Raw genomic sequence first — 20,074 nt, 5'->3', positions numbered from 1 at the left:
GCGAAACCCTTCGCCTGGACGGCGACCGCCGACGAGATCCTCGCGAAGGTCCGTCTGACACAGCGCAACGTCAGAAAGCTCGTCGCGAACAACTCGAAGTGACACAAGCAGGATCACGAGACACTAGCCGGACAGCTACCGCAAGCCAGGTACGGTAGCCCGCATGTCCCTCACCGCACGAGCCTTTCTCTTCGACAATGACGGCACCCTCGTCGACTCCATGGCCTCCGTGGTCCGCTGCTGGACCGCCTGGGCCCAGGAGTTCGGGATATCCGGGGAGGACTTCGGGCGGGTGCAGTTGCACGGGCGTCCGGCGGTGGAGATCGTGGCGGATCTGGTGCCCGCTCAGCGCGTCGGGGAAGCGGTGCGGCGCATAGAGGAGCTGGAACTGGCGGACGTCTCCGGGGTCGTGGTGCTGCCCGGCACCCTCGAACTGCTCGGCGCGCTGCCGGCGGGCCGCTGGGCCGTGGTGACCTCGGCGACCCGGGCGCTCGCCGCGAAGCGGCTCGCGTCGGTGGGGATCCATCCGCCGCTGATCGTCGCGGCCGACGACGTGCGGCGGGGCAAGCCGGATCCGGAGCCCTTCCTGCTGGGCGCGCAGCGGCTGGGGGTCGATCCGGCGGACTGTGTGGTCTTCGAGGACGCCCCGGTGGGGCTGGCGGCGGCGCGGGCGGCGGGGATGCGCAGTGTGGCGCTCACCACCACGCATCCGCAGGAAGATCTGATCGCAGACCATGTGATCGAAGGCCTGCACCGGGTCCGGGTTCATGGTTCGGACGAAATGACGCTGAGCTTCGGCGCCTGAGGGCGCTGGTGGAGGGGTCGGCCGGGGGGCTGTCGACCAAATATGAGGCAAACGCCACATAAAGTTGGCGGGCAAACGCCACCTAAAGTGGATGCGGCTGTTTTCGCCTCTTTGGTTTCGCCTCTCAGGCACACCCCCCGCAGAACGGAAAGCACAGCATGGACATAAGCGCGGCCAACCGCAAGGGCCTCAGTCTCTTCGCGCTGATCATGATCGGGCTGGGGTCCATCTTCGGTTCCGGCTGGCTCTTCGGTGCCGGCCAGGCCGCGCAGGTCGCCGGTCCGGCCGCGCTGGTCGCCTGGGTCATCGGCGCCGTCTTCATCGGCATGATCGCCATGTCGTACGCGGAGGTCGGCGCCGCGTACCCGCTGCCGGGGGCGATGGCCCGGTTCGGGTCGATCTCGCACGGCCCGGTGCTCGGCTTCATCACCGGCTGGGCGGTGTGGATCGCGACCGCCTCGCTGATCCCGATCGAGGCCATCGCGGGCACCCAGTACATGGCGTCGTGGAACTTCGACTGGGCGCGCGGTCTGGTCTCCGACGGCAAGCTGTCCGCGACCGGCCTGGGCATGGCGCTGTTCCTGACCGTCGCCCTGTGGCTGGCCTGCTACTGGTCGGTCGCGCTGCTGGCCCGCGCCAACAATCTGCTGACCCTGGTGAAGTTCGCGATCCCGGTCCTGGCCTGCGGCGCCCTGATCGCCTCCGGCTTCCACAGCGGCAACTTCACCGAGCACGGCGGCTTCGCCCCCAACGGCTGGTCCGCCGTGCTGACCGCCGTCACCGCCTCCGGCGTCGTCTTCGCCTTCAACGGCTTCCAGGCCGTGGTCAACCTCGGCGGTACCGCGAAGAACCCGGGCCGGGCCATTCCGCTCGCCCTCGTCGGCGCGCTCTCCCTGGGCCTGGTGATCTACCTGGCGCTGCAGGTCGCCTTCCTCGGCGCGGTGCCGCCGGAGAAGCTCGCCGAGGCCGGCGGCTGGAGCGGTATCAACTTCGCCTCGCCCTTCGCCGACCTCGCCAAGCTGCTGATGCTGCACTGGGTGGTCACGATGCTGCAGTTCGGCGCGTTCATCTCGCCGAACGGCGCCAATATCGGCAACGTCGCCTCGGCCGCGTACCTGGCGCAGAACCTCGCCGACACCGGCTTCTTCCCCAAGAAGATCGCCGAGGTGCACCCGCGCTACGGTGTCGCCCGCCCCGCGATGTGGCTGAACCTGGGCTTCTCCGTGCTGCTGCTGCTGACGATCGGCCACAGCTGGGAGGCCCTGGCCAGCGTCGTCTCGGCCGCGATGGTCGTCTCCTACCTCATGGGCCCGATCGCCGTCGGCGTCTTCCGCAGGACCAAGCCGCAGCTGCCGCGCCCGTTCCGGCTGCCCGCCGCGTCCGTGCTGTGCCCGGTGACCTTCGCGTTCGCGGCCTGCGCCCTGTACTGGTCGAAGTGGCCGAACACCGGCAAGGTGGCGCTGCTGACCCTGGTCTCGGTGCCGATCGCGGTGGTCGTGCTGCGCCGCCGGGGCGAGAGCAGCCTGCGCCGCCAGTTCGCCCCGGCCTGGTGGATGGTCGCCTTCCTGCTGTGGCTGGCGCTGCTGTCGGCGCTGGGCAGCGCAGAGTTCGGCGGCCACGGGGTGCTGCCGGGCGGTGTCGACATCGCCGTGGTCGCCGTCTCCGCGGTGGGCTTCTACTTCTGGGCCGTACGCGCGGGCGTCGCCGCCCACCGCGCGGGCCTGCCGGGCCCCGACCCCGTGCTCGCCGGTGCCGACGCCGGTGACGGTGCCAAGGTTCCGGCGCAGGCCGGGGAGAGCGAGCACGCCCCGGAGCCCGTGGCGTCCTGACGGGGACGGCACGCCCGTACCCCTGAGCACGTACCCCTGCGCACGTCGAACGAAAGCCCCGCCGGTGATGATCACCGGCGGGGCTTTCGACGTATCCCTGCATATCCCGACGTGTCCCGGGCTCAGCCGCGCACGGCCTCCCCCGCCTTGTCCCAGTTCGCGTGGAGCCGGTCCAGATAGGACTGGGCCTGGCTGCCGGGGCGGGCGCCGCGGGCGAAGGCGGCCATGTTGCCCGCGCCGGTGTTGTAGCCCAGGGCCAGCAGCTCGTCCTTGGTGTACGTGCCCGGCCGATCGGCGGGCAGCTGCCTGGCGAGGTCGTGCAGGAACCAGGCCGCGGCCTCGACGGCCAGTGCCGGGTCGTCGGGCAGCTCCTCCCAGTCGCGATGGGCGAAGGGGCGGCCCTGCTTGGTCTCGTCGAAGGCGGCCTTGTGCATGTTCACGATGCCGAAGGCGGCATCCTTCTTGATCTTCTGCCAGGACCGCTGGAAGGCCGGGTCGTGGGGCTTGTACGACTCGTTGTAGAGGATCGCCATCAGCAGCTGGGGGCTGACCCCGGCGCGCTGCGCGGAGGCCCGGACCTGGGGCGCGTAGAACGAGCTGTCCTTCTCTCCCGAGGCCGCGTCCGGGGAGGCGGAGGCGGAGGCGCCCGCGGAGGACGGGGCGGCGCCGCCCGGGTCGGCGGCCCGGCTCGTGGAGCACGCGGTGGCGCCCGCCACGACGGCGACCGCCAGGGCGGCGGCCCTCCACTTCGTCCTCGGCTGTGCCCTCATCCTCTGCCTCCTGCCCACGGCCGCTCCGGCACTGTCCGTCTGTGCGCGGTCGCGGACCATCGTCGCCCACGGCGGGGCCGGCCGCCGCGCCGGGGCGGCCGGACGGTCCACACGGGTACAGACGTACGGGCGGGGCGCGGCGGTTCACGCCGAGTGCAGCGCGTCCTCCCCGCCCACGTTGCGGATCATGCGGCGCAGGACGGTCAGGGTGGTCGCGTAGTCGTCCTCGGGGATCCCGTCGTGGATCTGTGAGCGCAGCCGCTTCAGGAGCGCCTTGATCCGGGCCGTGCCCTCCCGGCCCGCCTCGGTCGGCCACAGCCGGCCAGCCGCGTCGGGGGCGAGCCAGCCCCGGGCCACCAGGGCGTCGACGGCGTGGCCGATCGCCTCGGGGCCCATGTCGAGGAAGCCGCCCAGGCGCTCGCACAGCTCGTCCCGCGTGGGGACGGGGTCGGCGGTGTCGATGTGCTTGAGCGTCCACCACTGCGGCTGGGTGATGTCCATCCGGGCCATCGCGGCGCGCAGGTGCGAGACGACCGCCTTGTGGGCCAGCCAGCTCCAGTAGCCGATGGGCTGCGCGGTGAGCGGCGGGGTATCCGGGCGCGTGGACTCCGTGGTCATGGACAGCACGGTAGGGGCTCACCGGGCCGTTGGGAGGTACACCGGATTCCCTCTACCTGAATGGGTGCCGGTACGTGAACGGGTGCCGTCGGCGGTCGTCGGTAGATCGGGCGACTTTCCCGGTCCCGCCGAGCGGGGGCCGCCGCCCTGCCGCAGACTCTGTGCCACCGCCCCTCCCGGGACGGGCCAGGACACCGCTTCGAAAGGCAGCCCCATGCCCCAGGCCATCCGCTACGCCTCCTACGGCGACGCCGACGTGCTCCGGCTGACCGAGGTGCCCATGCCCGAGCCGGGCCCCGGCCAGGTGCGGGTCGAGGTGCGGGCCACCACGGTCAACCCCTTCGACTGGAAGCTCCGCAGCGGCCTCATCGCCCGGGGCGAGCCGCTGGCCGGGCCCGCCGGTACGGGCACGGAGCTGGCCGGCACCGTCGACGCGCTCGGCCCCGGGGTCGAGGAGGCGTGGCTGGGCCGGGCCGTCTTCGGCCGGTCGGCGAACCGCAGCGCGGCGGCCGAGTACGACCTGGCCCTGGTCGACGAGCTGCTGCCGAAGCCGGAGTCGCTGTCGTACGCGGAGGCGGCGGCGCTGCCGATCGCGGTGGAGACCGCCGGCCGGGGGCTCGCGGAGCTGGGTGTGGAGGCCGGGCAGACGCTGCTCGTGCACGCGGCGGCGGGCGGGGTCGGGCTGACCGCCGTGCAGCTCGCGGTCGCCCGGCGGATCAAGGTCGTGGGCACCGCGAGCGAGGCGAACCACGGCTTCCTCCGGGAGCTCGGCGCGGTTCCCGTCACCTACGGGGAGGGCTGGCCGGACCGGGTGCGGGCCGCCGCCCCGCAGGGCGTGGACGCGGTGCTGGACTGCTCGGGCCGGGGTGTGCTGGCCGAGTCCGTGGAGCTGACGGGGAGCCCGGAGAAGGTCCTGACGATCGCGGACCCGCGCGCCTCCGAGCACAAGGTGCGCTTCTCCGCCACCGCCGGCCCGGTGCGCGAGGCCCTCGCCGCCGCCCTGCCCCTGATCGAGGAGGGCCGGCTGCGGATGCCGGTCGCGCGGGTCTTCTCCCTGGCGGAGACGGCGGACGCGCACCGGCTGAGCGAGGCCGGGCACGTCCGGGGCAAGGTCGTGATCACGACGGGGGCGGGTGAGCGCTGACGCGCGCCGGGCGGTGCGGGGTGCCCTCGGGGCCGGTGGCCTGGCCACCGGCCCCCTCCTCATTAGCGCGTCCCGCCGTACGAGAGGGTGACCGGCGCGAGGGTCCTGCCTTCCTTGAGGCCGAGGTTGGCCAGGGCCTTGGCGCCGTCGGCCGTCAGCGTCGCGGGGATGTCGCGGAGCACGGTGTCACCGCTCTTGCCCCGGAGCTGCTGGGCCTTGGTCGGGTCGAGCACGGCGAAGCGAACGCCGCGGGTGGTCCGGTTCTCCTTCTTGGTGCTCCACTTCCCGCCCTCCTTGACCCGCTTTGTCGCGGCGGTCGTGACGTCGGCGGTGATGTAGCCGGTCTTGCCCCGGATCACGGCCTTGAGGTTGGACAGCTCGGTCGTGCCGGCACCGAATGCCATGCTCCCCGCCTGGTACCGGACGGTGCCCCTGAAAGTGATCACGGCCGAGGCGGCGCTGCCGGAGCCCTTCGTACTCACCCTGCTGACGGGGAAGACGTACTGCTCGCGGGAGTCGGTCACCTTCGCGCCGTCGGCGGCCTTGGCGGACCCTCCGTCGAGCCCGTTCAGCCAGGGAGCCACCGAGGAGTCCACACCCCAGGTGAGGGCCTTGCTCTCGGGCAGCGGCACCTTGGGCGCCTTCTCGTACTCGAAGGAGAAGTCGAGCCTCTCCAGATACGTGCCCACGGAGAAGGCAGGGTGGTCCAGGGCCTCTTCGCCCTCCTGCGTCACCCAGGGCAGCCAGCGGCCGGAACTCTTGAAGAGTTCGGCGAGGCGTACGTTCTTGTGGGAGGCCCCTCGCGCCGTGACGTCGGCAATGAGGTACTGGGTACCGCGCGGACCGCCTTCCTGCGTGATCTTGATGTTGGTCAGCCGGAGGGTGTAGCCGCTGGCTGCGGACCGGAAGCCGACGGTGCCCTTGAAGGCCACCTCCAGCAGATTGCCTTCCTCGTCGGCCACGCCTGTGCCGCGGGTGAAGGTGAATCCTTCCCGGCTCCGTTCGGCGCCGTCGGTGGCGCTGACCGCGTCGCCGTCGAGGGGGTTCTGCATCTGGCTGTGGACGCCCCACGTGAGCTTGCCGTTCTTCAGCGCCGGCGTCGAGGAGTCGGCGGCCGGGGCGACGGCCGCCGCGGGGGTTCCGGCGAAGGCCGGGGCGGCGGCGGTCCACGTGATGGCCAGGCCGATGGCGCCGGCCACGGCGAGGGTCGCGGTCCGGGTGAGGCTGCGGCGTCCGCCGTGGACGGTCCGGGCCGGGGTGGCCGCGGTGTTCTCGACCGGCGGTTGTGCGTTCACGGTTGTTCGTCTCCTTGAGTTGCCGAGGCCGCGTCCTGCGGGGCGGGCTCGGTCCTGCCTCCGTCGCCTTTGACGGGAACCTTTCAGAGAAGGAAGTCAACTGCGTGATCCGGCGGGCGTCTTCGCACCGGAGGCCGGGCCCTGTGGACCGGGGGTCCTTCGCGGATGCCCCGCCCCGGGCGCGGCGGCGGCAACCGCACCCCAAAAGTTGATAAACACACCAACTTCGGGCTACACACCGCCCCGCCCACGGATAGCATGCGGGGGGCCGTCGCCGTCCGCGCACCGGCCGCGACCGGGGGGTGCGCAGCGAGTAACCGAGGAAGGCGAGAGCGTGCCGAGTGCCCAGCGGGATTCCTGGCGGGGCCGCGCCTCCGCCTCCAGACCTCGCGACACGGTCATGGAGTGGTTCGGCAGACTGTGCGCCAGCCCGTGGCGGAACGCGGTGCTGGCCGTCCTCTACGGGGCCCTGCTGGTGGAGATCGCCGTGACCACTCCCGAGGCGGGGCTGGTCGACAGTCTGGCGGCGGGTGTCGCGGTGTCCGCGGCGATCGGCGTGGCCACGCTCTGGCGCGAGCGGTTCCTGGTGCCGTACTCCCTGGTCTCCGCCGCCGGGGTCCTGATCACCGGCCATCTGCTGAGCGCCACCCTGGCCTGCTACACCGCCGTCCGCAGGGGCCGCTACGCGCTGGCCGCCGCGCTCGCCCTCGTCCCCCTGGCGTTCGCCCTGGTCTCGCCGCAGGCGCTGATCGCGCACGCCGCGCACCCGGAGGCCACGCTGGCCGACAGCGCGGTGATCGTCGTCGTGCCGGTCCTGCTGGGTTTTCTGGCCAAGGCGCACAAGCAGAACGCCCGGCTCGCCGCCGAGCGCCAGGCCCTGGAGGAGCGCGAGCGGCTGGTCCGGTGCGTCCACAACGGGGTGGGGCGCCAGGTGACGCTCATGGTGCTGCAGGCCGGGGCGATCTCCGTGCGCCCCGATGTCCCGGAGCCCGTCAAGGAGCACTGCCGGCTGATCACCGACGCGGGGAAGGATGCCGTCCAGGCGCTGCGGGAGATGGTCGATGTCGTGCACGGCCCCCGGCCCGCGGCCTCCGAGGGCCCCGACGGCCCCGCCGAGCGCCGGCACACGCTCGCCGATCTGGCGCCCCTGATCAGGCGCTACCGCGACGGCGGCCAGCAGATCACCGTGGACGCGCACACCACGTCCGGCTCGTTCGAGCCCAAGGCCCAGGACCTCGCCTACCGGGTGGTGGCGGAGGGCCTGAGCAACGCCGTCCGGCACGCTCCCGGCGCCGCCGTGGACGTCGGCATCATCCAGACCGGCACGGGTCTGCTGGTCGCGGTCCGCAACGGGCCGCCCGCCCGGGGCAGCGCCCGGCTTCCCGGCACGGGCAACGGCCTGAAGTGGCTCCAGGAGGAGGTCGTCGCCATGGGCGGCACCCTGCACTCCGGTCCGGAGCCCGGCGGGGGCTTCCTCCTGGAGGCGCGGATGTCCCCGGCGGCATCCAAGGACGGCGCGTCCGAGAACGCCGCATCCGAGGACGCCGCGTCCCCGGACGGCCACTCCCGGTGACGCCCCGGCGTCGGGCGTGTGAGCCCACCCATAGGACCCACATCACGTACGACGCCGGCTAGTGGACGCCGCGCCGCCGTCCCGGGCGAGCGGGACGGACCGTGCGGTACGGGAGCGGCCACCGCCCTACGGCCCCCTGTAGTACGTCACACCTTTGCCAGCGGATTTCCCGGCCGCTAACAATTGCGGGGTCGCTGGGCGCCGCGTCCGTACACGGCGCCTGTTTCACGCCCTCGCCCTTGCGAGGGGGCAGTGCAGTGCGACTCCCCGATTGGAAGGTTCAGCTCAGTCATGCGCTCCACCGTTTCCGGCCATACCCGTCTGTCCAAGGTCCACACCGTCGCCGCCGCCGGCATCGCCGCCGCCGGTGCCGCCACCGTGGTGCTCGCGCTCGTCCCGACCGCGAACGCCGCGGAGACGCAGTCGCTGGGTGTGAAGACGGTCGCCGCGAAGGCCGGTGTGTTCGGCGAGACGCAGCAGGACGAGATGGACCAGCGTTCCGGTGCCGCCGCGCAGCAGGCCAAGGCCGACGCCGACGCCAAGCGCGCGCAGGACGACCAGGGCCGTGCCAACCGGTCGAGCGACCGTGCCGAGCTCAAGGACGCCCCCGCGAAGAAGTCCTACGGCAACAACCTGGACGGCTGGATCCGCGAGGCCCTGGACATCATGCGGTCCAAGGGCATCCCGGGCTCCTACGAGGGCGTCAAGCGCAACATCATGCGCGAGTCCACCGGCAACCCGCAGGCGATCAACAACTGGGACATCAACGCCGTCAACGGCATCCCGTCCAAGGGCCTGCTCCAGGTGATCGACCCGACCTTCAAGGCGTACCACGTCGAGGGCACCTCCTGGGACATCTACGACCCGGTCGCCAACATCACCGCGGCCTGCAACTACGCGGCCGACAAGTACGGTTCGATGGACCACGTCAACTCCGCCTACTGACGCGCGCGTCAGCACGTTTTTCCGCCAAGGGCGGCACCCCGCGAGGGTGCCGCCCTTGGCGCGTTTTCCGCTCTGCCCGGGGATCTTCCGCGGGAAAGATCCTTCCCATGTCCGATACCTGTTCCGATACCTGTTCCGATAGCTGTACCGATAGCTGTGCCGGCCTCCGTCCCGGCTCCGCCGCCGCTTCCCCTCCGTATCGCCTGCGCTGGCTCGCGCTGGCCGTGCTGCTCGCCGGTGAGGCGATGGACATGCTCGACGCGCTGGTGGCGGCCGTGGCCGCGCCGTCGGTACGGGCCGAGCTGGGCGGGGGCGCGAGCCTGACGCAGTGGCTGGGGGCCGCGTACACGCTGGCGATGGCGGTGGGGCTGATCACGGGCGGGCGGCTGGGCGATGTGGCGGGGCGGCGGCGGATGTTCCTGGCCGGTGCGGCCGGGTTCACGGCGGCCTCGCTGCTGTGCGCGGCGGCCGGTTCGCCGGAGACGCTGATCGCCGGGCGCGGGCTGCAGGGCCTGTGCGGGGCCGTGATGATCCCCCAAGGGCTGGGCCTGATCAGGGAGATGTTCTCGGGGCGGGAGCTGAACCGGGCACTGGGGATGTACGGGCCGGTGATGGGGCTGGCGTACGTGGGCGGTCCGGTGCTGGCCGGGTGGCTGGTGAGCGCCGACTGGTTCGGGTCGGGCTGGCGGATGGTGTTCCTGGTCAATCTGCCGCTGGGGCTGCTCGCGCTGCTGGGCGGGTGGCGGTTCCTGCCCCGGTCGGGGCCCGCGGGCGGCACGCGGCTGGACGTCGTCGGGGTCGTGCTGGCGTCGGTGGCCGCGCTGCCGGTGGTCTTCCCGCTGGTGCAGGGGCGGGAACTTGGCTGGCCGGCCTGGGTGTTCGTCGCGCTGGCGGCGGGGGTGGCCCTGTTCGGGGTGTTCGGGTGGTACGAGGCGCGCCGGGAGCGGGGCGGCGGGGATCCGTTGGTGCTGACGGGCCTGTTCCGCAAGAGGGCGTTCTCGGGCGGCCTGGTGACGGGGGCCGTGCTGTTCGCGGCGGTGGCGGGTTTCTCGCTGGTGCTGAGTCTGTTCCTGCAGTCGGGGCTGGGGGCCTCCCCGCTGGAGGCGGGTCTGGCGGTGCTGCCGTGGTCGGGCGGTACCGTCGTCGGCTTCGTCGTGGTGCAAGTGCTGGACGGCAAGGGGGCGATGGAGAGGCTGGGCCGTGCGCTCGTGCAGCTCGGGGTGGGGGTGATGGCGCTGGGCAGCGGCGGGTTCGCGGCGGTGCTGGCCGGTGCGGGCGCGGAGGTCACGGTGTGGCGGGGGGCGCCGGCGCTGGCGGTGGTCGGGCTGGGGATGGGGCTGGTGATGGGCCCGTTCTTCAGCACGGTGCTGGCGGCGGTCGAGCCGCGGGAGACGGGTTCGGCGGCGGGCACGCTCACGGCGGTGCAGCAGTTCGGCAGCGCGCTGGGGGTCGCGGTGCTGGGGACGGTGTTCTTCTCGGTGCTGGGCGGTCAGGTCGCCGGGGCCGCGGAGACGGTGGCGCCGAGGGTGCTGGCGGAGGCTGGGGTGGCGGGGCCGGAGCGGCCGGCGCTGGTGGCGGCCGTACGGGCCTGCGGGCGGGAGACGGCCGAGTCGCCGGATCCGTCCGTTCCGGCGGAGTCCTGCCGGTTGTCGGCCGGCCGCCCGGCCGGGGAGGCCGGGCGGGCGGCGACGCGGCTCGGCTACAGCGGGGCGATGAGGATCACCCTGTGGGCCGAACTCGCGCTGCTGGCCGTCACGTTCGCGGTCTCGTTCCTGCTGCCCCGTCCCCCTCGTCGGCGCTGACCCCGACGGGGATCTGCGCGGGCCCGGGGCGCAGGGCCCGGCCGAGGAGGGCGAGGGCGGCGTCGGCGTCCGGGGCGACCTGGATGATGGCGCGTTCGGCCGGGCCGAGGTAGCCGTCGGCGACCATGTTGTCGAGGAAGGCGAGCAACGGGTCGAAGAATCCTCCGCAGTTGACGAGGACGACGGGCTTGTCGTGGAAGCCGAGCTGGTTCCAGGTGGCCACTTCCAGGAACTCGTCCATGGTGCCGAAGCCGCCGGGCAGCACGGCGAAGCCCGCGGAGAGCCGGTACATCAGGGCTTTGCGTTCGTGCATGGTCTTTACGACGACGAGTTCGCCGCGGGAGGCGTCCGGGCGTTCGCGCTCGTAGAGGTCGCGGGGGATGACTCCGGTGACGGGCGCGCCTGCGGCCAGGGCTGATGTGGCGAGGGCGCCCATGATGCCGACGCCTCCGGCGCCGTACACGAGTCCGGCGCCGTGCCGGGCCAGGGCGGTGCCGAACTCCTCTGCCGTTCGCAGGTGTTGCGGGTGCTTACCGGCGCGGGCGCCGCAGAAGACCCCGACGCGTTTCGGACTCGTCTTCGGACTCGTCACCGGGGCGTCCGGCGTCCGGTGGGTGACGGTCGCGGCCGGTGCGTGCGGTGTCGCTGTCATGGCTGACTCCCTCTGACTGCGCTCGGGTTCACGTCGAGCGGATCCGGGCGACGGTAACCGAGGCCGTACGAGCCGGGGAAGACGACCTTCCGTGCACCGTGGTTGGCCGGACAGTGATGTTGGTTGGTTGACAGAACGTTGCGGAACGTCCACGCTCCATCAGCCATCACCGAAGAGCTCGACCATCACCGAAGAGTTCGGCCATCGCCGAAAAGTAAGGAGCTTGCCGCATGCTGCCCGCCATGCCCCGCGACGAACGCGAACGCTTCCTCGCCGGTCTGCACGTCGGTGTCCTGGGTGTCACCGACCCCCGAGGCGTCCGTGCCCCGCTGGTGGTGCCGGTCTGGTACGGCTACGAGCCCGGCGGCGAGGTCGTCGTCCAGACCGGCCGCGACACGATCAAGGCGCGACTGCTGCGGGAGGCCGGACGGTTCAGCCTCTGCGCGCAGGACGAGAACCGGCCGTACCGGTACGTCAGCGTCGAGGGCCCCGTCACCGCGATCGAGGACCCCGTGGACCCGGCCGTGCGCGAGACCCTGGCGCAGCGCTATCTGGACCCGGAGGAAGCGCGCGCCTACCTGACGGCCACGGCCGGCCAGCTCAAGGACGACATCGCCTTCCGGATGCGGCCGCAGCACTGGCGCACCGCGGACTTCGCCGCGTTCGCCGCGGACTTCGCCGAGGCCGGCCAGGGCTGAGTGCCGCCGCTCCCCCACCGAGCGGGTCGCGTACGCCCCCACACGCACGTCTGCGCCGTCTGCGCGCCGTCTCTGCGCCATCGATGACATGACACCCCCCGCACCTCCCGCGAGCAGGAACTCATGCCACACATCGACGTTTCCGTACGACCGCTCTCCCACACCCCGGCTCCCGGATACCCCCGCGGCCGCCGTCTCCCCGAGTTGTTCGCCGAGCAGGCCGCTGCCCGGCCGCACGCCCTCGCCGCCCGGCACGGGGACCGCACCCTGACCTACGGGCAGTTGGACGCCCGCGCCGAGGTCCTCGCGGCGCGTCTGCGCGCACGCGGCGTCGGGCCGGGCACGCCCGTCGGCGTGTGCGGCAGCCGCTCGCTGGAGGCGCTGGTCGCGCTCGTCGGCATCCTCAAGGCCGGCTGCGCGTACGTCCCGCTGGACGAGGACCTGCCGCCGGCCCGGCTGCGGGCCATGGCCGAGGACGCGGAGCTGCGCGCCGCCGTCTGTCTGCCGGGCAGTACGCGCCGCGTGCGCGGCCTGCGCGTCAGCGTCGAACTCGACGCCGTGGACGGCGACATCGCCGCCCCCGCCGCCCCGGTTCCCGCCGTCGGCACCGCCGACGACTGCGCGTACGTCGTCTTCACCTCCGGCTCGACCGGCCGCCCCAAACCGGTGGCGATCCCGCACCGGGGCGTGGTCCGCCTGGTGCTCTCCGATCCCGAACTCGCCCCGCCCGGGCCGGGCGACGGGGTGCTGCACGCCTACGGCCTGTCCTCCGACGCCTCCACGATAGAGATCTGGGGCGCGCTGCTGACCGGCGCCTGCCTGGTGATCGCCGACCGTGAGGAGCTCCTGTCGCCCGCCGCGCTGGAGGCACTCCTGCGCGCGGGCGGGGTGACGGTGGCCTATCTGACCACCAGTGTCTTCCACCTGATGGCCCGCACCCGGCCCGAGGGCCTGGCCGGGCTGCGGTTCGTCTCGGCGGGCGGGGAGGCGATGGACCCGGGCCTGGCGAACGCCGTCCTGGCCGCCTGCCCGGACACCACGGTCGTCAACTTCTACGGTCCGACCGAGAATTCGGTGGTCTCCACCGCCCATGTGCTGCGCCCGCTGCCCGAGGACGCCACGCACGTGCCCATAGGCCGTGCCTTCGGCGCCTCCGTCTGCCACGTCCTGCGGCCCGACGGCTCGCCCGCCGCGCCCGGCGAGGAGGGCGAGCTGTACGTGGGCGGGGACGGGCTGGCCCTGGGCTACCTCGGCGACCCGGCGCTGACCGCCGAACGGTTCGTCTCCCTGCCGGCCGTCGAGGCGGGCGGCCCGCTGTACCGGACCGGCGACCGGGTCGCGCTGTCGGCCGACGGGCTGCTGGAGTACCGGGGGCGGCTGGACCGGCAGGTCAAACTGCGCGGTGTGCGCGTCGAACTCGACGAGGTCGAGGCCCGGTTGCGCTCCCACCCGGAGGTCGGCGAGGCCGTCGTACAGCTGGAGTCGGGCACACTCACGGCGTACGTGACCGCCGCCGAACCCGGCCGCGCCGTGCCGCTGGACGCGCTGCGCCGGTACTGCGCCGAGTGGCTGCCGGCGCAGGCCGTGCCCGCGCTCGTGGCCATGGACGCCTTCCCCGTCACCAGCGGCGGCAAGGTCGACCGCGCCCGGCTGCGGGCCGCCGCGCCCGCCCGCCCGGAGACCGGTGACGAGGCGAAGGTCGAGGGGCTGCTCGACGTCCTGACCGAGGTGTGGCAGCAGGTGCTGCGCGTCCGCCCCACGCCGCAGGACGACTTCTTCCTCCTCGGCGGCGACTCGCTGCTCGCGTCGGAGGCGGTCACCCGTACCCTCGCGGTGCTCAGTCTGGACGCCGGGCTCGGCTCCACCCTCGTACGGGCCCTGCTGGCCGCGCCCACCCTGGAGGGCTTCACGGCCGCCGTGCGCGAGGCGCGCGGCGGAACCGCGTGCGATGCGACACCGGCCGTCGACTTCGAGCGCGAGAGGGAACTCGGCTTCGAGCTGCCGCCGGCCGAAGGCCCGGCCCCCCGACCGCAGGACCCGCGCCACGTGCTGCTCACCGGCGCGTCCGGGTTCGTCGGGGCGTTCCTGCTGGACCGGCTGCTGCGCGCGACGACGGCACGCGTGCACTGCCCCGTACGGGCGTCGAGCCGCCGGCACGCCGAGCAGCGCGTACGCACCGCGCTCTCCCGCTACGGGCTGCGCCCGGACGAGGAGGCGTGGCAGCGCGTCGAGTGCTTCCCCGGCGATCTCACCGAGCCCGGCCTCGGCCTGTCGCCCGAGCACCTCGGCGAGCTCTCCCGCACCCTCGACCTCGTCGTCCACAACGGCGCGCGCGTCAACTTCCTCTATCCGTACGAGGAGTTGCGGGCCGCGAACGTCGACGGCACCCGGGAAGTGATCCGCGTCGCGGCGCCCCGGCGCGTGCCCGTGCACTTCGTCTCGACCGTCGCCGTCGTCGCCGGCTTCGGCACGGCCGGGGTGCGCGAGGTCGACGAGGACCTGCCGCTCGCCCACGCCGACGGGCTCACCATGGGCTACGCGGAGAGCAAGTGGGTCGCCGAAGGAGTGCTTCAGGAGGCGGCACGGCAGGGACTGCCGGTGGCCGTCTACCGGCCGTACGAGGTCACCGGTGACCGCGTGCACGGCGCGTGCAACACGGAGACGGCCATCTGCTCGCTGTTCAAGACGGTCGCCGAGACGGGTCTGGCCCCCGACATCGAACTCCCCATGGACTTCGTGCCGGTGGACCACCTCGCCGAGTCCCTGGTCCACATCGCCACGCACCGGCCGGCCACCGGGCAGGTGTACCACCTGACCAATCCGCGTCCGGCGATGTTCGCGGACGTCCTGGAGCGGATGCGCGCGGCGGGCTTCGAGCTGCGGACGCTGCCGTACGCGCAGTGGGTGGGCGAACTCGTGCGGCACGTGAGCCGGAACCCGACGAGCCCGACCGCGCCGTTCGTGTCGCTGTGCGTGGACCGCAGCCGTACGGCCGACATGTCGGTCAAGGAGATGTACATGAAGGACACGTTCCCGGTGCTCGGGCGGCGCAACGCCGAGGCGGCGCTGGCGGACAGCGGGCTCGGCTGCCCGCCGGTGGACTCCGCGCTGATCGACCGGTACTTGGCGTACTTCTTCTCCTCCGGCTACATCGAGCGGCCGGTACGGGCGGCCGGGACGGAGGGCCGCGCGTGAGCACGCCGCAGACCACAGACCCGGAGGTGATCCCGGTCCCGGCCGTGGACCCGGACAGCTTCGGCCCGCCGTGCGCGTACGCCCGCCTGCGCGCCGAACAGCCCGTCGTCAAGGCGCAGTTGCCCAACGGCGAGACGGGCTGGCTGATCAGCCGCTACGAGGACGCGCGCGCCGCCTTCGCCGACCCGCGGCTGATCCGTCCGCTGCTGTCGGCCTGGCCGCCCCGGGAGGACGCCGACGCGCCGCCGCCGTGCCTGCCGACGTTCCTGGAGATGACCGGCGAGCACCACGAGCGGGTGCGCCGCACGGTGCTGCCGATGTTCGGCCGCCGGCGGCTGGAGTTCATGGCACCCCGGATCCGGGCGATCGCCGAGGAGCTGATCGACACGATGGTGGCGTCCGCCGAGGGCGGGGTGGCCGACCTGGTCGCCTCGTACGTCGAGCCGCTGCCGCTGCGGGTGCTGTGCGGGACGGTCGGCCTGCCGTACGAGGACCGTGAGCGGTACCTGCCGCACACCCTCACCCTCCTCGGCGCCGCCGGGCTGTCCATGGACGAGATCCTCACGGCGCTGTACGCGCTCCAGGACTACGCGGCCGAGGTCATCGCCCGCAAGGAACAGGAGGGCGAGGGCGACGACTACGTGCACCAGCTGCTCGCGGAGAGCCGCCGCCCCGGCAGCGCGATCACCCGCGACGACGTCGTCAGCTTCATCGTGACCATGCTGATGGCCGGCTACAAGACGAACATGCAGCACACCGGCAACGCCCTGTTCGCGCTGCTCACCCACCCCGAGCAGCTGCGGAGGCTGCGGGACGAACCCGAGGGCATCGGCACGGCCGTCGAGGAGCTGCTGCGGTACGTGCCGCTGATGAACGCCATCAACATCCTCGTCGCGAAGGAGGACTTCACCCTCCACGGGCAGCACATCCGCGCCGGGGACGCGGTGGTCCCGGTCCCGGCCTCCGCCAACCGCGACCCGCAGGCGTTCGCCGACGCCGACCGGCTGGACCTGACCCGCACCCCCAACGCGCACATCGCCTTCGGGCACGGGCCGCACGCGTGCACCGGCGGCCATCTGACCCGGCTGCAGCTGGCCACCGTCATCCAGGTGCTGCTGGAGCGGCTGCCCGGCATCGAGCTCGCCGTGCCGGCGGAGTCGGTCCCCTGGGACGAGTCCACCCCGCTGCGGGCACCGGCGCGGCTGCCGGTGCGCTGGTGACCCGTACCGCCCGATCGACGACCGTACGCTCAACGACCGTACGAGAAAGGCCGGAAGACCGCTCATGACCGCACCGGACGTACGCTCCCCCGCCGCGGACACCCCCGGCGAACCGCTGCCCCGCTACCCCTTCAGCACCAAGGGCGACCGGCTCGCCCCCGAACTCACCGAGCTGCGCGCCCGCTGCCCCGTCGCCCGGGTGAACACCAACACGGGCGAGGAGGCCTGGCTGGTCACCGGCTACGAGCTGGCCCAGGACGTGCTGCGCGACCGGAGGTTCGCGCGCTCCGTACTGGCCGAGGCCGACAGCCCCCAGCAGGACGCCCCGATCCTGGCGCCCGAGCTGCTGGACGCCATGAACCACCTCCAGCGGGCCGGGCTGCGCGACGAGACCCTCAAGGCCCTCGGCCGCAACCAGCCCGACCTGCCCTCCGACTGGGTCGCCGAGGCCACCCGGGAGGGCCTGGAGCGCATGGCCGCAGAGGGCGAACCGGGCGATCTGCAGCGCAACTTCGCGGAGTGGGTCTCCGCGAAGTGCATGTGCCGGCTGCTGGGCCTGCCCTTCGCGGACCGGGAGTGGCTCGCGGCCCGGGCCGACCTCGACCTGACCATGGTGACGCCCACGAACGAGGAGCTCGCCCGCAACTGGGAGGAGATCCGCGCCTACATGGCCGCGCACATGGCGGCGCGGCGCCCGGGCGAGCCGCGCGGCCTGATCGACCGGCTGGCCGACCTCAACGAGGACCGGCAGGGCCTGACCGAGAAGCAGTTGTCGAACATCGTCTCCGTCCTCTTCGTCAGCGGCTACGAGGACCTGGCGAGCTTCCTGGGCGTGGGCGCGCTGAACCTGCTGCAGCGGCCGGAGGTGATGGACGCGCTCCGGGAGCGCCCGGAGACGATGCCGCAGTGCGTGGAGGAACTGCTGCGCTGCAGCGTCGTGCTGGGCAACGCGATCCCGCGCTTCGTCACGAAGGACGCGGAGCTCGGCGGAGCGGAGGTCAAGCAGGGCGAGCTGATCCTGCTCTCCCTGGACGCCACCAACTACGACCCGGCGGCCTTCACCGACCCGGACGCCTTCGACGCGTCCCGCTCCCCCAACCCGCACCTGCGCTTCGGCTACGGCCGCCACCACTGCCCCGGCGCCCATCTGGTGCGCCGGCACTCCGACACCGCCTTCCGCGTCCTGCTCGACCGCTTCCCGAAGCTGCGGCTCGCGGTCGCGCCGCAGGAGGTCCCCTGGCACCCGAACCGGATGGCGATCATGCCGGCGGGGATTCCGGTGACCTGGTGACGGGGAGCGCCTCTCCGCACATCTGACGCAGACCCCAACTCCCGTCCCGCGAAACCCTGTTCACCCCTGCGGTGACATCCCAGGCCAAAGCTTGGCGCGGGGCGGGGGCGCTGCTCTACGGTGCCGGTACGACAGCCCGTGGCAGCGGGAGAAATGGGGAAGGCGTGGACGAGGAAGAAGGCCGGCGGCTCCGGGCGATCGCCCCCGAGATCACCCGCGTCACGATCGGGCTGATGCGCACGGTGATCGGCCTGGAACCGGCGGAGCGCGTACCGGAGGAGGCCCAGCGGGTCGCCGACAAGGTGCTCGCGGAGCACGGCACGGACGGGCTGCGGGTGCTCATCATGAGCCTGGCCGGCTGGATGGCCGTCGGCATGGAGAACGTGGCGCAGCTGACGGGGCAGACGTACGAAGCGGTCGTCGACAGCGTCGAGTTGACGTGCATGGAGGCCAACCCGGACGGCTGACTACGGGCGGGGGCACCGGCCCCGACAGCGCGCATGCCCTTGCCCGGGCAGTGCGGCCCGGGCAAGGGCGTTCGTGGGTCTTCCGGCACCGCGGCCGGCGCTCTACGGACAGCGGTGCCGGAAGTCTCTCGCGGGGCGCTCAGTGACGGCGGCTCTCCCGTGCGAGGGCGGGCACGAAGCGGGCGGCGTCCACGGTGCCGACGCCGGTGGCCATGTCGTAGCCCGGGACGGCGGTGTAGCCGGTGACGCCCATGTAGCTGTTGTTCGTGCCGTCCTTGACGTCGACGATGCCGGTGCACGGGTCGCACGCCGACTGCGCGTACAGCGCGTACAGGGCGTCGTTGATGGTGCCGAGGCGGTGTCCGGCGGCCTGGTCGGCCAGGGCCACGATGCCGGAGAACAGCGGGCCGGCCTCGCTCGTGCCGCCGGAGACGTCCCAGCCGGTGGCGTCCGGGTCGTAGCTGGAGTACACCCAGGCGCCGCCGTCCACCGCCGCGGCCATGGAGACGTCCGGGGTGCCGCGCCGCTCGCCGACGACATCGCGCACCACGTTCTGGAACCGCGGCCGTTCGAAGACGTGCGACTGGCCGCCGCCGCCCGCGCCGTGGTCGTTGTAGACGCTCTCGGGGGCGGTGCGGTCGCCCTGCTCGTCCAGGTGCAGCTGGGTGCCGCCGATGGAGGTGACCAGCGGGTCGGAGGAGGGCCAGGAGTTGACGCGCTCCTTGTAGAAGCCCTTGCCGTCGGCGGTGTTGTCGGTGGCACCGCCGTCGCCGGAGGAGGCGAGGACGGTCACGCCGCGCTGCGCGGCGGCCTGGAAGGCGTAGCGCAGGTTCTTGATGCTGGAGAAGTCGCCCTTGTCGAAGCCGGGGAAGGTGTTCTCCGTGGCGCCGAAGCTCTGGGTGATGACGTCACCGACGCCGTGGTCGATCAGGTACTTCTCGGCGTCCATCATCTCGGGCAGGCCGGTGGTGCCCTCGGTCTCGGCGACGGCCGTCTCGACCAGCACGATCTTCGCGTCGGGGGCGACGGCGTGGGCCATCTCCACGTCCAGGGTGGTCTCCCCGGCCCAGCCGCTCATGTCCTTGTTCTTGGGGTCGAACTGCGGGACGTTGCCCCACTTGACGACCTGCACCTTGGTGCTGGGCAGCCCGAACTGCTTGCTGTAGACGTCGAGATCGTGCTGGATCGTCGGCGAGCCGAAGGAGTCGACGATGACGATCGTGCGGCCCTTGCCGGTGATGCCCGCCTTGTACAGCGGGTCGAGGTTGTACGCGCGGCGGTACTGCAGCGGGTTGTAGCAGGCGAGCTTGAACTTCGCCCGGCACTCGGCGGTGGACAGCGGGCTGCCCACGGCGCGTATCAGCTGGTGGCCGGCGACGGCGGGACGGGCGGCGGTGTGCGGGACGGTACGGGCGGCGGCCACGGCCTGCGGGGCCGCCGTCACCGCGGCCGCGACGAGTACGGCACTCGTGGCGACGGCACACAGCCGGGGGCTGGATATCGACATGGGTCTCCTCGAAGGGGACAGGGCCGCGCGGATGCCGGCACCACGACAGGTGACGTGATCTCACCCGGCACGTCATGGGCAGGACAAGACTGTTTGACCCTTGATGCCGAATGCTTTGCCTGCGACTGGATTTCTGGGGACGGAACTGGCCGTTCCGTGACTGACTGCGCGGTCGTGTGTCTGCTGGCGTTGTCTGCTGGTCTGCTGGAAGGCTGCCCGCTCGGGGGCCGGAACAGGGCCGCGCCCGCCCCGCGCCCGGAAGC

The 20,074-nt window shown here is 72.6% G+C and carries 16 protein-coding genes; 11 read left to right on the top strand and 5 right to left on the bottom strand.

Annotation, left to right across the window (positions count from 1 at the left end; translation table 11 throughout):
* Nucleotides 1–163 precede the first annotated feature (163 nt).
* Nucleotides 164–805 carry an HAD family hydrolase gene (locus ACFP1Z_RS11240; protein ID WP_390315898.1) on the top strand — a complete coding sequence of 214 codons (642 nt, stop codon included), beginning with the start codon at nucleotides 164–166 and terminating at the stop codon, nucleotides 803–805.
* Nucleotides 806–963: 158 nt separating this feature from the next.
* The gene (locus ACFP1Z_RS11235) at nucleotides 964–2,634 is read left to right on the top strand and encodes an APC family permease (RefSeq protein WP_390315897.1); all 1,671 of its coding nucleotides are present in this window, start codon (nucleotides 964–966) and stop codon (nucleotides 2,632–2,634) included.
* Between the two features lie 122 nt (nucleotides 2,635–2,756).
* On the opposite strand, the gene ACFP1Z_RS11230 is transcribed toward ACFP1Z_RS11235, so the two are convergent.
* Both ACFP1Z_RS11230 and ACFP1Z_RS11225 read right to left on the bottom strand, forming a co-directional pair.
* Nucleotides 2,757–3,404 carry a transglycosylase SLT domain-containing protein gene (locus tag ACFP1Z_RS11230; RefSeq protein ID WP_390315896.1) on the bottom strand — a complete coding sequence of 216 codons (648 nt, stop codon included), beginning with the start codon at nucleotides 3,402–3,404 and terminating at the stop codon, nucleotides 2,757–2,759.
* 144 nt (nucleotides 3,405–3,548) lie between these two features.
* Nucleotides 3,549–4,022 (bottom strand): MarR family winged helix-turn-helix transcriptional regulator, encoded by a 474-nt coding sequence (locus ACFP1Z_RS11225; protein WP_390315895.1) that lies wholly within the window; start codon nucleotides 4,020–4,022, stop codon nucleotides 3,549–3,551.
* 214 nt (nucleotides 4,023–4,236) lie between these two features.
* Here ACFP1Z_RS11225 and ACFP1Z_RS11220 point away from each other — a divergent pair, with 214 nt between their 5' ends.
* Nucleotides 4,237–5,166, top strand: coding sequence for an NADP-dependent oxidoreductase (locus ACFP1Z_RS11220; protein WP_390315894.1), 930 nt, complete (start codon nucleotides 4,237–4,239; stop codon nucleotides 5,164–5,166).
* A gap of 62 nt (nucleotides 5,167–5,228) precedes the next feature.
* On the opposite strand, the gene ACFP1Z_RS11215 is transcribed toward ACFP1Z_RS11220, so the two are convergent.
* On the bottom strand, nucleotides 5,229–6,461 hold the full coding sequence (locus ACFP1Z_RS11215) for an HtaA domain-containing protein (protein WP_390315893.1): 1,233 nt from the start codon (nucleotides 6,459–6,461) through the stop codon (nucleotides 5,229–5,231).
* 334 nt (nucleotides 6,462–6,795) lie between these two features.
* On the opposite strand from ACFP1Z_RS11215, the gene ACFP1Z_RS11210 reads away from it, so the two are divergent.
* The 3 genes from ACFP1Z_RS11210 to ACFP1Z_RS11200 all read left to right on the top strand — a co-directional run bounded on the left by ACFP1Z_RS11210 (nucleotide 6,796) and on the right by ACFP1Z_RS11200 (nucleotide 10,781).
* Entirely contained in the window at nucleotides 6,796–8,034 is a 1,239-nt protein-coding gene (locus ACFP1Z_RS11210) for a sensor histidine kinase (RefSeq protein ID WP_390315892.1), read from the top strand.
* A 291-nt stretch (nucleotides 8,035–8,325) separates the two neighbouring features.
* On the top strand, nucleotides 8,326–8,979 hold the full coding sequence (locus ACFP1Z_RS11205; protein ID WP_390315891.1) for a transglycosylase SLT domain-containing protein: 654 nt from the start codon (nucleotides 8,326–8,328) through the stop codon (nucleotides 8,977–8,979).
* 245 nt (nucleotides 8,980–9,224) lie between these two features.
* The gene (locus tag ACFP1Z_RS11200) at nucleotides 9,225–10,781 is read left to right on the top strand and encodes an MFS transporter (protein ID WP_390315890.1); all 1,557 of its coding nucleotides are present in this window, start codon (nucleotides 9,225–9,227) and stop codon (nucleotides 10,779–10,781) included.
* Here the strand turns inward: ACFP1Z_RS11200 and ACFP1Z_RS11195 are convergent.
* Complete coding sequence (locus ACFP1Z_RS11195) at nucleotides 10,732–11,433, bottom strand: LOG family protein (RefSeq protein WP_390315889.1); 702 nt, start codon at nucleotides 11,431–11,433, stop codon at nucleotides 10,732–10,734. The two genes, ACFP1Z_RS11200 and ACFP1Z_RS11195, sit on opposite strands and share 50 nt — an antisense overlap.
* 230 nt (nucleotides 11,434–11,663) lie before the next feature.
* Here ACFP1Z_RS11195 and ACFP1Z_RS11190 point away from each other — a divergent pair, with 230 nt between their 5' ends.
* The 5 genes from ACFP1Z_RS11190 (at nucleotide 11,664) to ACFP1Z_RS11170 (ending at nucleotide 18,304) form a co-directional block, all read left to right on the top strand.
* Nucleotides 11,664–12,131, top strand: coding sequence for a pyridoxamine 5'-phosphate oxidase family protein (locus ACFP1Z_RS11190; RefSeq protein ID WP_390315888.1), 468 nt, complete (start codon nucleotides 11,664–11,666; stop codon nucleotides 12,129–12,131).
* A 123-nt stretch (nucleotides 12,132–12,254) separates the two neighbouring features.
* Nucleotides 12,255–15,326 carry an amino acid adenylation domain-containing protein gene (locus tag ACFP1Z_RS11185; RefSeq protein WP_390315887.1) on the top strand — a complete coding sequence of 1,024 codons (3,072 nt, stop codon included), beginning with the start codon at nucleotides 12,255–12,257 and terminating at the stop codon, nucleotides 15,324–15,326.
* Nucleotides 15,323–16,546 (top strand): cytochrome P450 family protein, encoded by a 1,224-nt coding sequence (locus tag ACFP1Z_RS11180; RefSeq protein ID WP_390315886.1) that lies wholly within the window; start codon nucleotides 15,323–15,325, stop codon nucleotides 16,544–16,546. Before ACFP1Z_RS11185 ends, ACFP1Z_RS11180 begins: the two co-directional genes overlap by 4 nt.
* Nucleotides 16,547–16,610: 64 nt before the next feature.
* Nucleotides 16,611–17,837, top strand: a complete 1,227-nt coding sequence (locus ACFP1Z_RS11175) for a cytochrome P450 (RefSeq protein WP_390315885.1) — start codon at nucleotides 16,611–16,613, stop codon at nucleotides 17,835–17,837.
* A gap of 164 nt (nucleotides 17,838–18,001) precedes the next feature.
* On the top strand, nucleotides 18,002–18,304 hold the full coding sequence (locus ACFP1Z_RS11170) for a hypothetical protein (RefSeq protein ID WP_390315884.1): 303 nt from the start codon (nucleotides 18,002–18,004) through the stop codon (nucleotides 18,302–18,304).
* Between the two features lie 139 nt (nucleotides 18,305–18,443).
* Here the strand turns inward: ACFP1Z_RS11170 and ACFP1Z_RS11165 are convergent, their stop codons facing one another.
* Nucleotides 18,444–19,811, bottom strand: a complete 1,368-nt coding sequence (locus tag ACFP1Z_RS11165; protein WP_390315882.1) for a S53 family peptidase — start codon at nucleotides 19,809–19,811, stop codon at nucleotides 18,444–18,446.
* Nucleotides 19,812–20,074 lie beyond the last annotated feature (263 nt).

It is taken from the genome of Streptomyces gamaensis (assembly GCF_042656465.1).
GTDB lineage: Bacteria > Actinomycetota > Actinomycetes > Streptomycetales > Streptomycetaceae > Streptomyces > Streptomyces gamaensis.
The sequence above is the reverse complement of the archived record's forward strand: the minus strand, read 5'-3'. Positions and strand labels throughout refer to the sequence as shown.

What these genes read in the sequence shown, in the direction of transcription:
- ACFP1Z_RS11240 (WP_390315898.1), top strand. Translation starts at nt 164, where the DNA reads ATGTCCCTCACCGCACGAGCCTTTCTCTTCGACAATGACGGCACCCTC.
- ACFP1Z_RS11235 (WP_390315897.1), top strand. Translation starts at nt 964, where the DNA reads ATGGACATAAGCGCGGCCAACCGCAAGGGCCTCAGTCTCTTCGCGCTG.
- ACFP1Z_RS11230 (WP_390315896.1), bottom strand. Translation starts at nt 3,404, where the DNA reads ATGAGGGCACAGCCGAGGACGAAGTGGAGGGCCGCCGCCCTGGCGGTC.
- ACFP1Z_RS11225 (WP_390315895.1), bottom strand. Translation starts at nt 4,022, where the DNA reads ATGACCACGGAGTCCACGCGCCCGGATACCCCGCCGCTCACCGCGCAG.
- ACFP1Z_RS11220 (WP_390315894.1), top strand. Translation starts at nt 4,237, where the DNA reads ATGCCCCAGGCCATCCGCTACGCCTCCTACGGCGACGCCGACGTGCTC.
- ACFP1Z_RS11205 (WP_390315891.1), top strand. Translation starts at nt 8,326, where the DNA reads ATGCGCTCCACCGTTTCCGGCCATACCCGTCTGTCCAAGGTCCACACC.
- ACFP1Z_RS11200 (WP_390315890.1), top strand. Translation starts at nt 9,225, where the DNA reads ATGGACATGCTCGACGCGCTGGTGGCGGCCGTGGCCGCGCCGTCGGTA.
- ACFP1Z_RS11195 (WP_390315889.1), bottom strand. Translation starts at nt 11,433, where the DNA reads ATGACAGCGACACCGCACGCACCGGCCGCGACCGTCACCCACCGGACG.
- ACFP1Z_RS11190 (WP_390315888.1), top strand. Translation starts at nt 11,664, where the DNA reads ATGCTGCCCGCCATGCCCCGCGACGAACGCGAACGCTTCCTCGCCGGT.
- ACFP1Z_RS11185 (WP_390315887.1), top strand. Translation starts at nt 12,255, where the DNA reads ATGCCACACATCGACGTTTCCGTACGACCGCTCTCCCACACCCCGGCT.
- ACFP1Z_RS11175 (WP_390315885.1), top strand. Translation starts at nt 16,611, where the DNA reads ATGACCGCACCGGACGTACGCTCCCCCGCCGCGGACACCCCCGGCGAA.
- ACFP1Z_RS11165 (WP_390315882.1), bottom strand. Translation starts at nt 19,811, where the DNA reads ATGTCGATATCCAGCCCCCGGCTGTGTGCCGTCGCCACGAGTGCCGTA.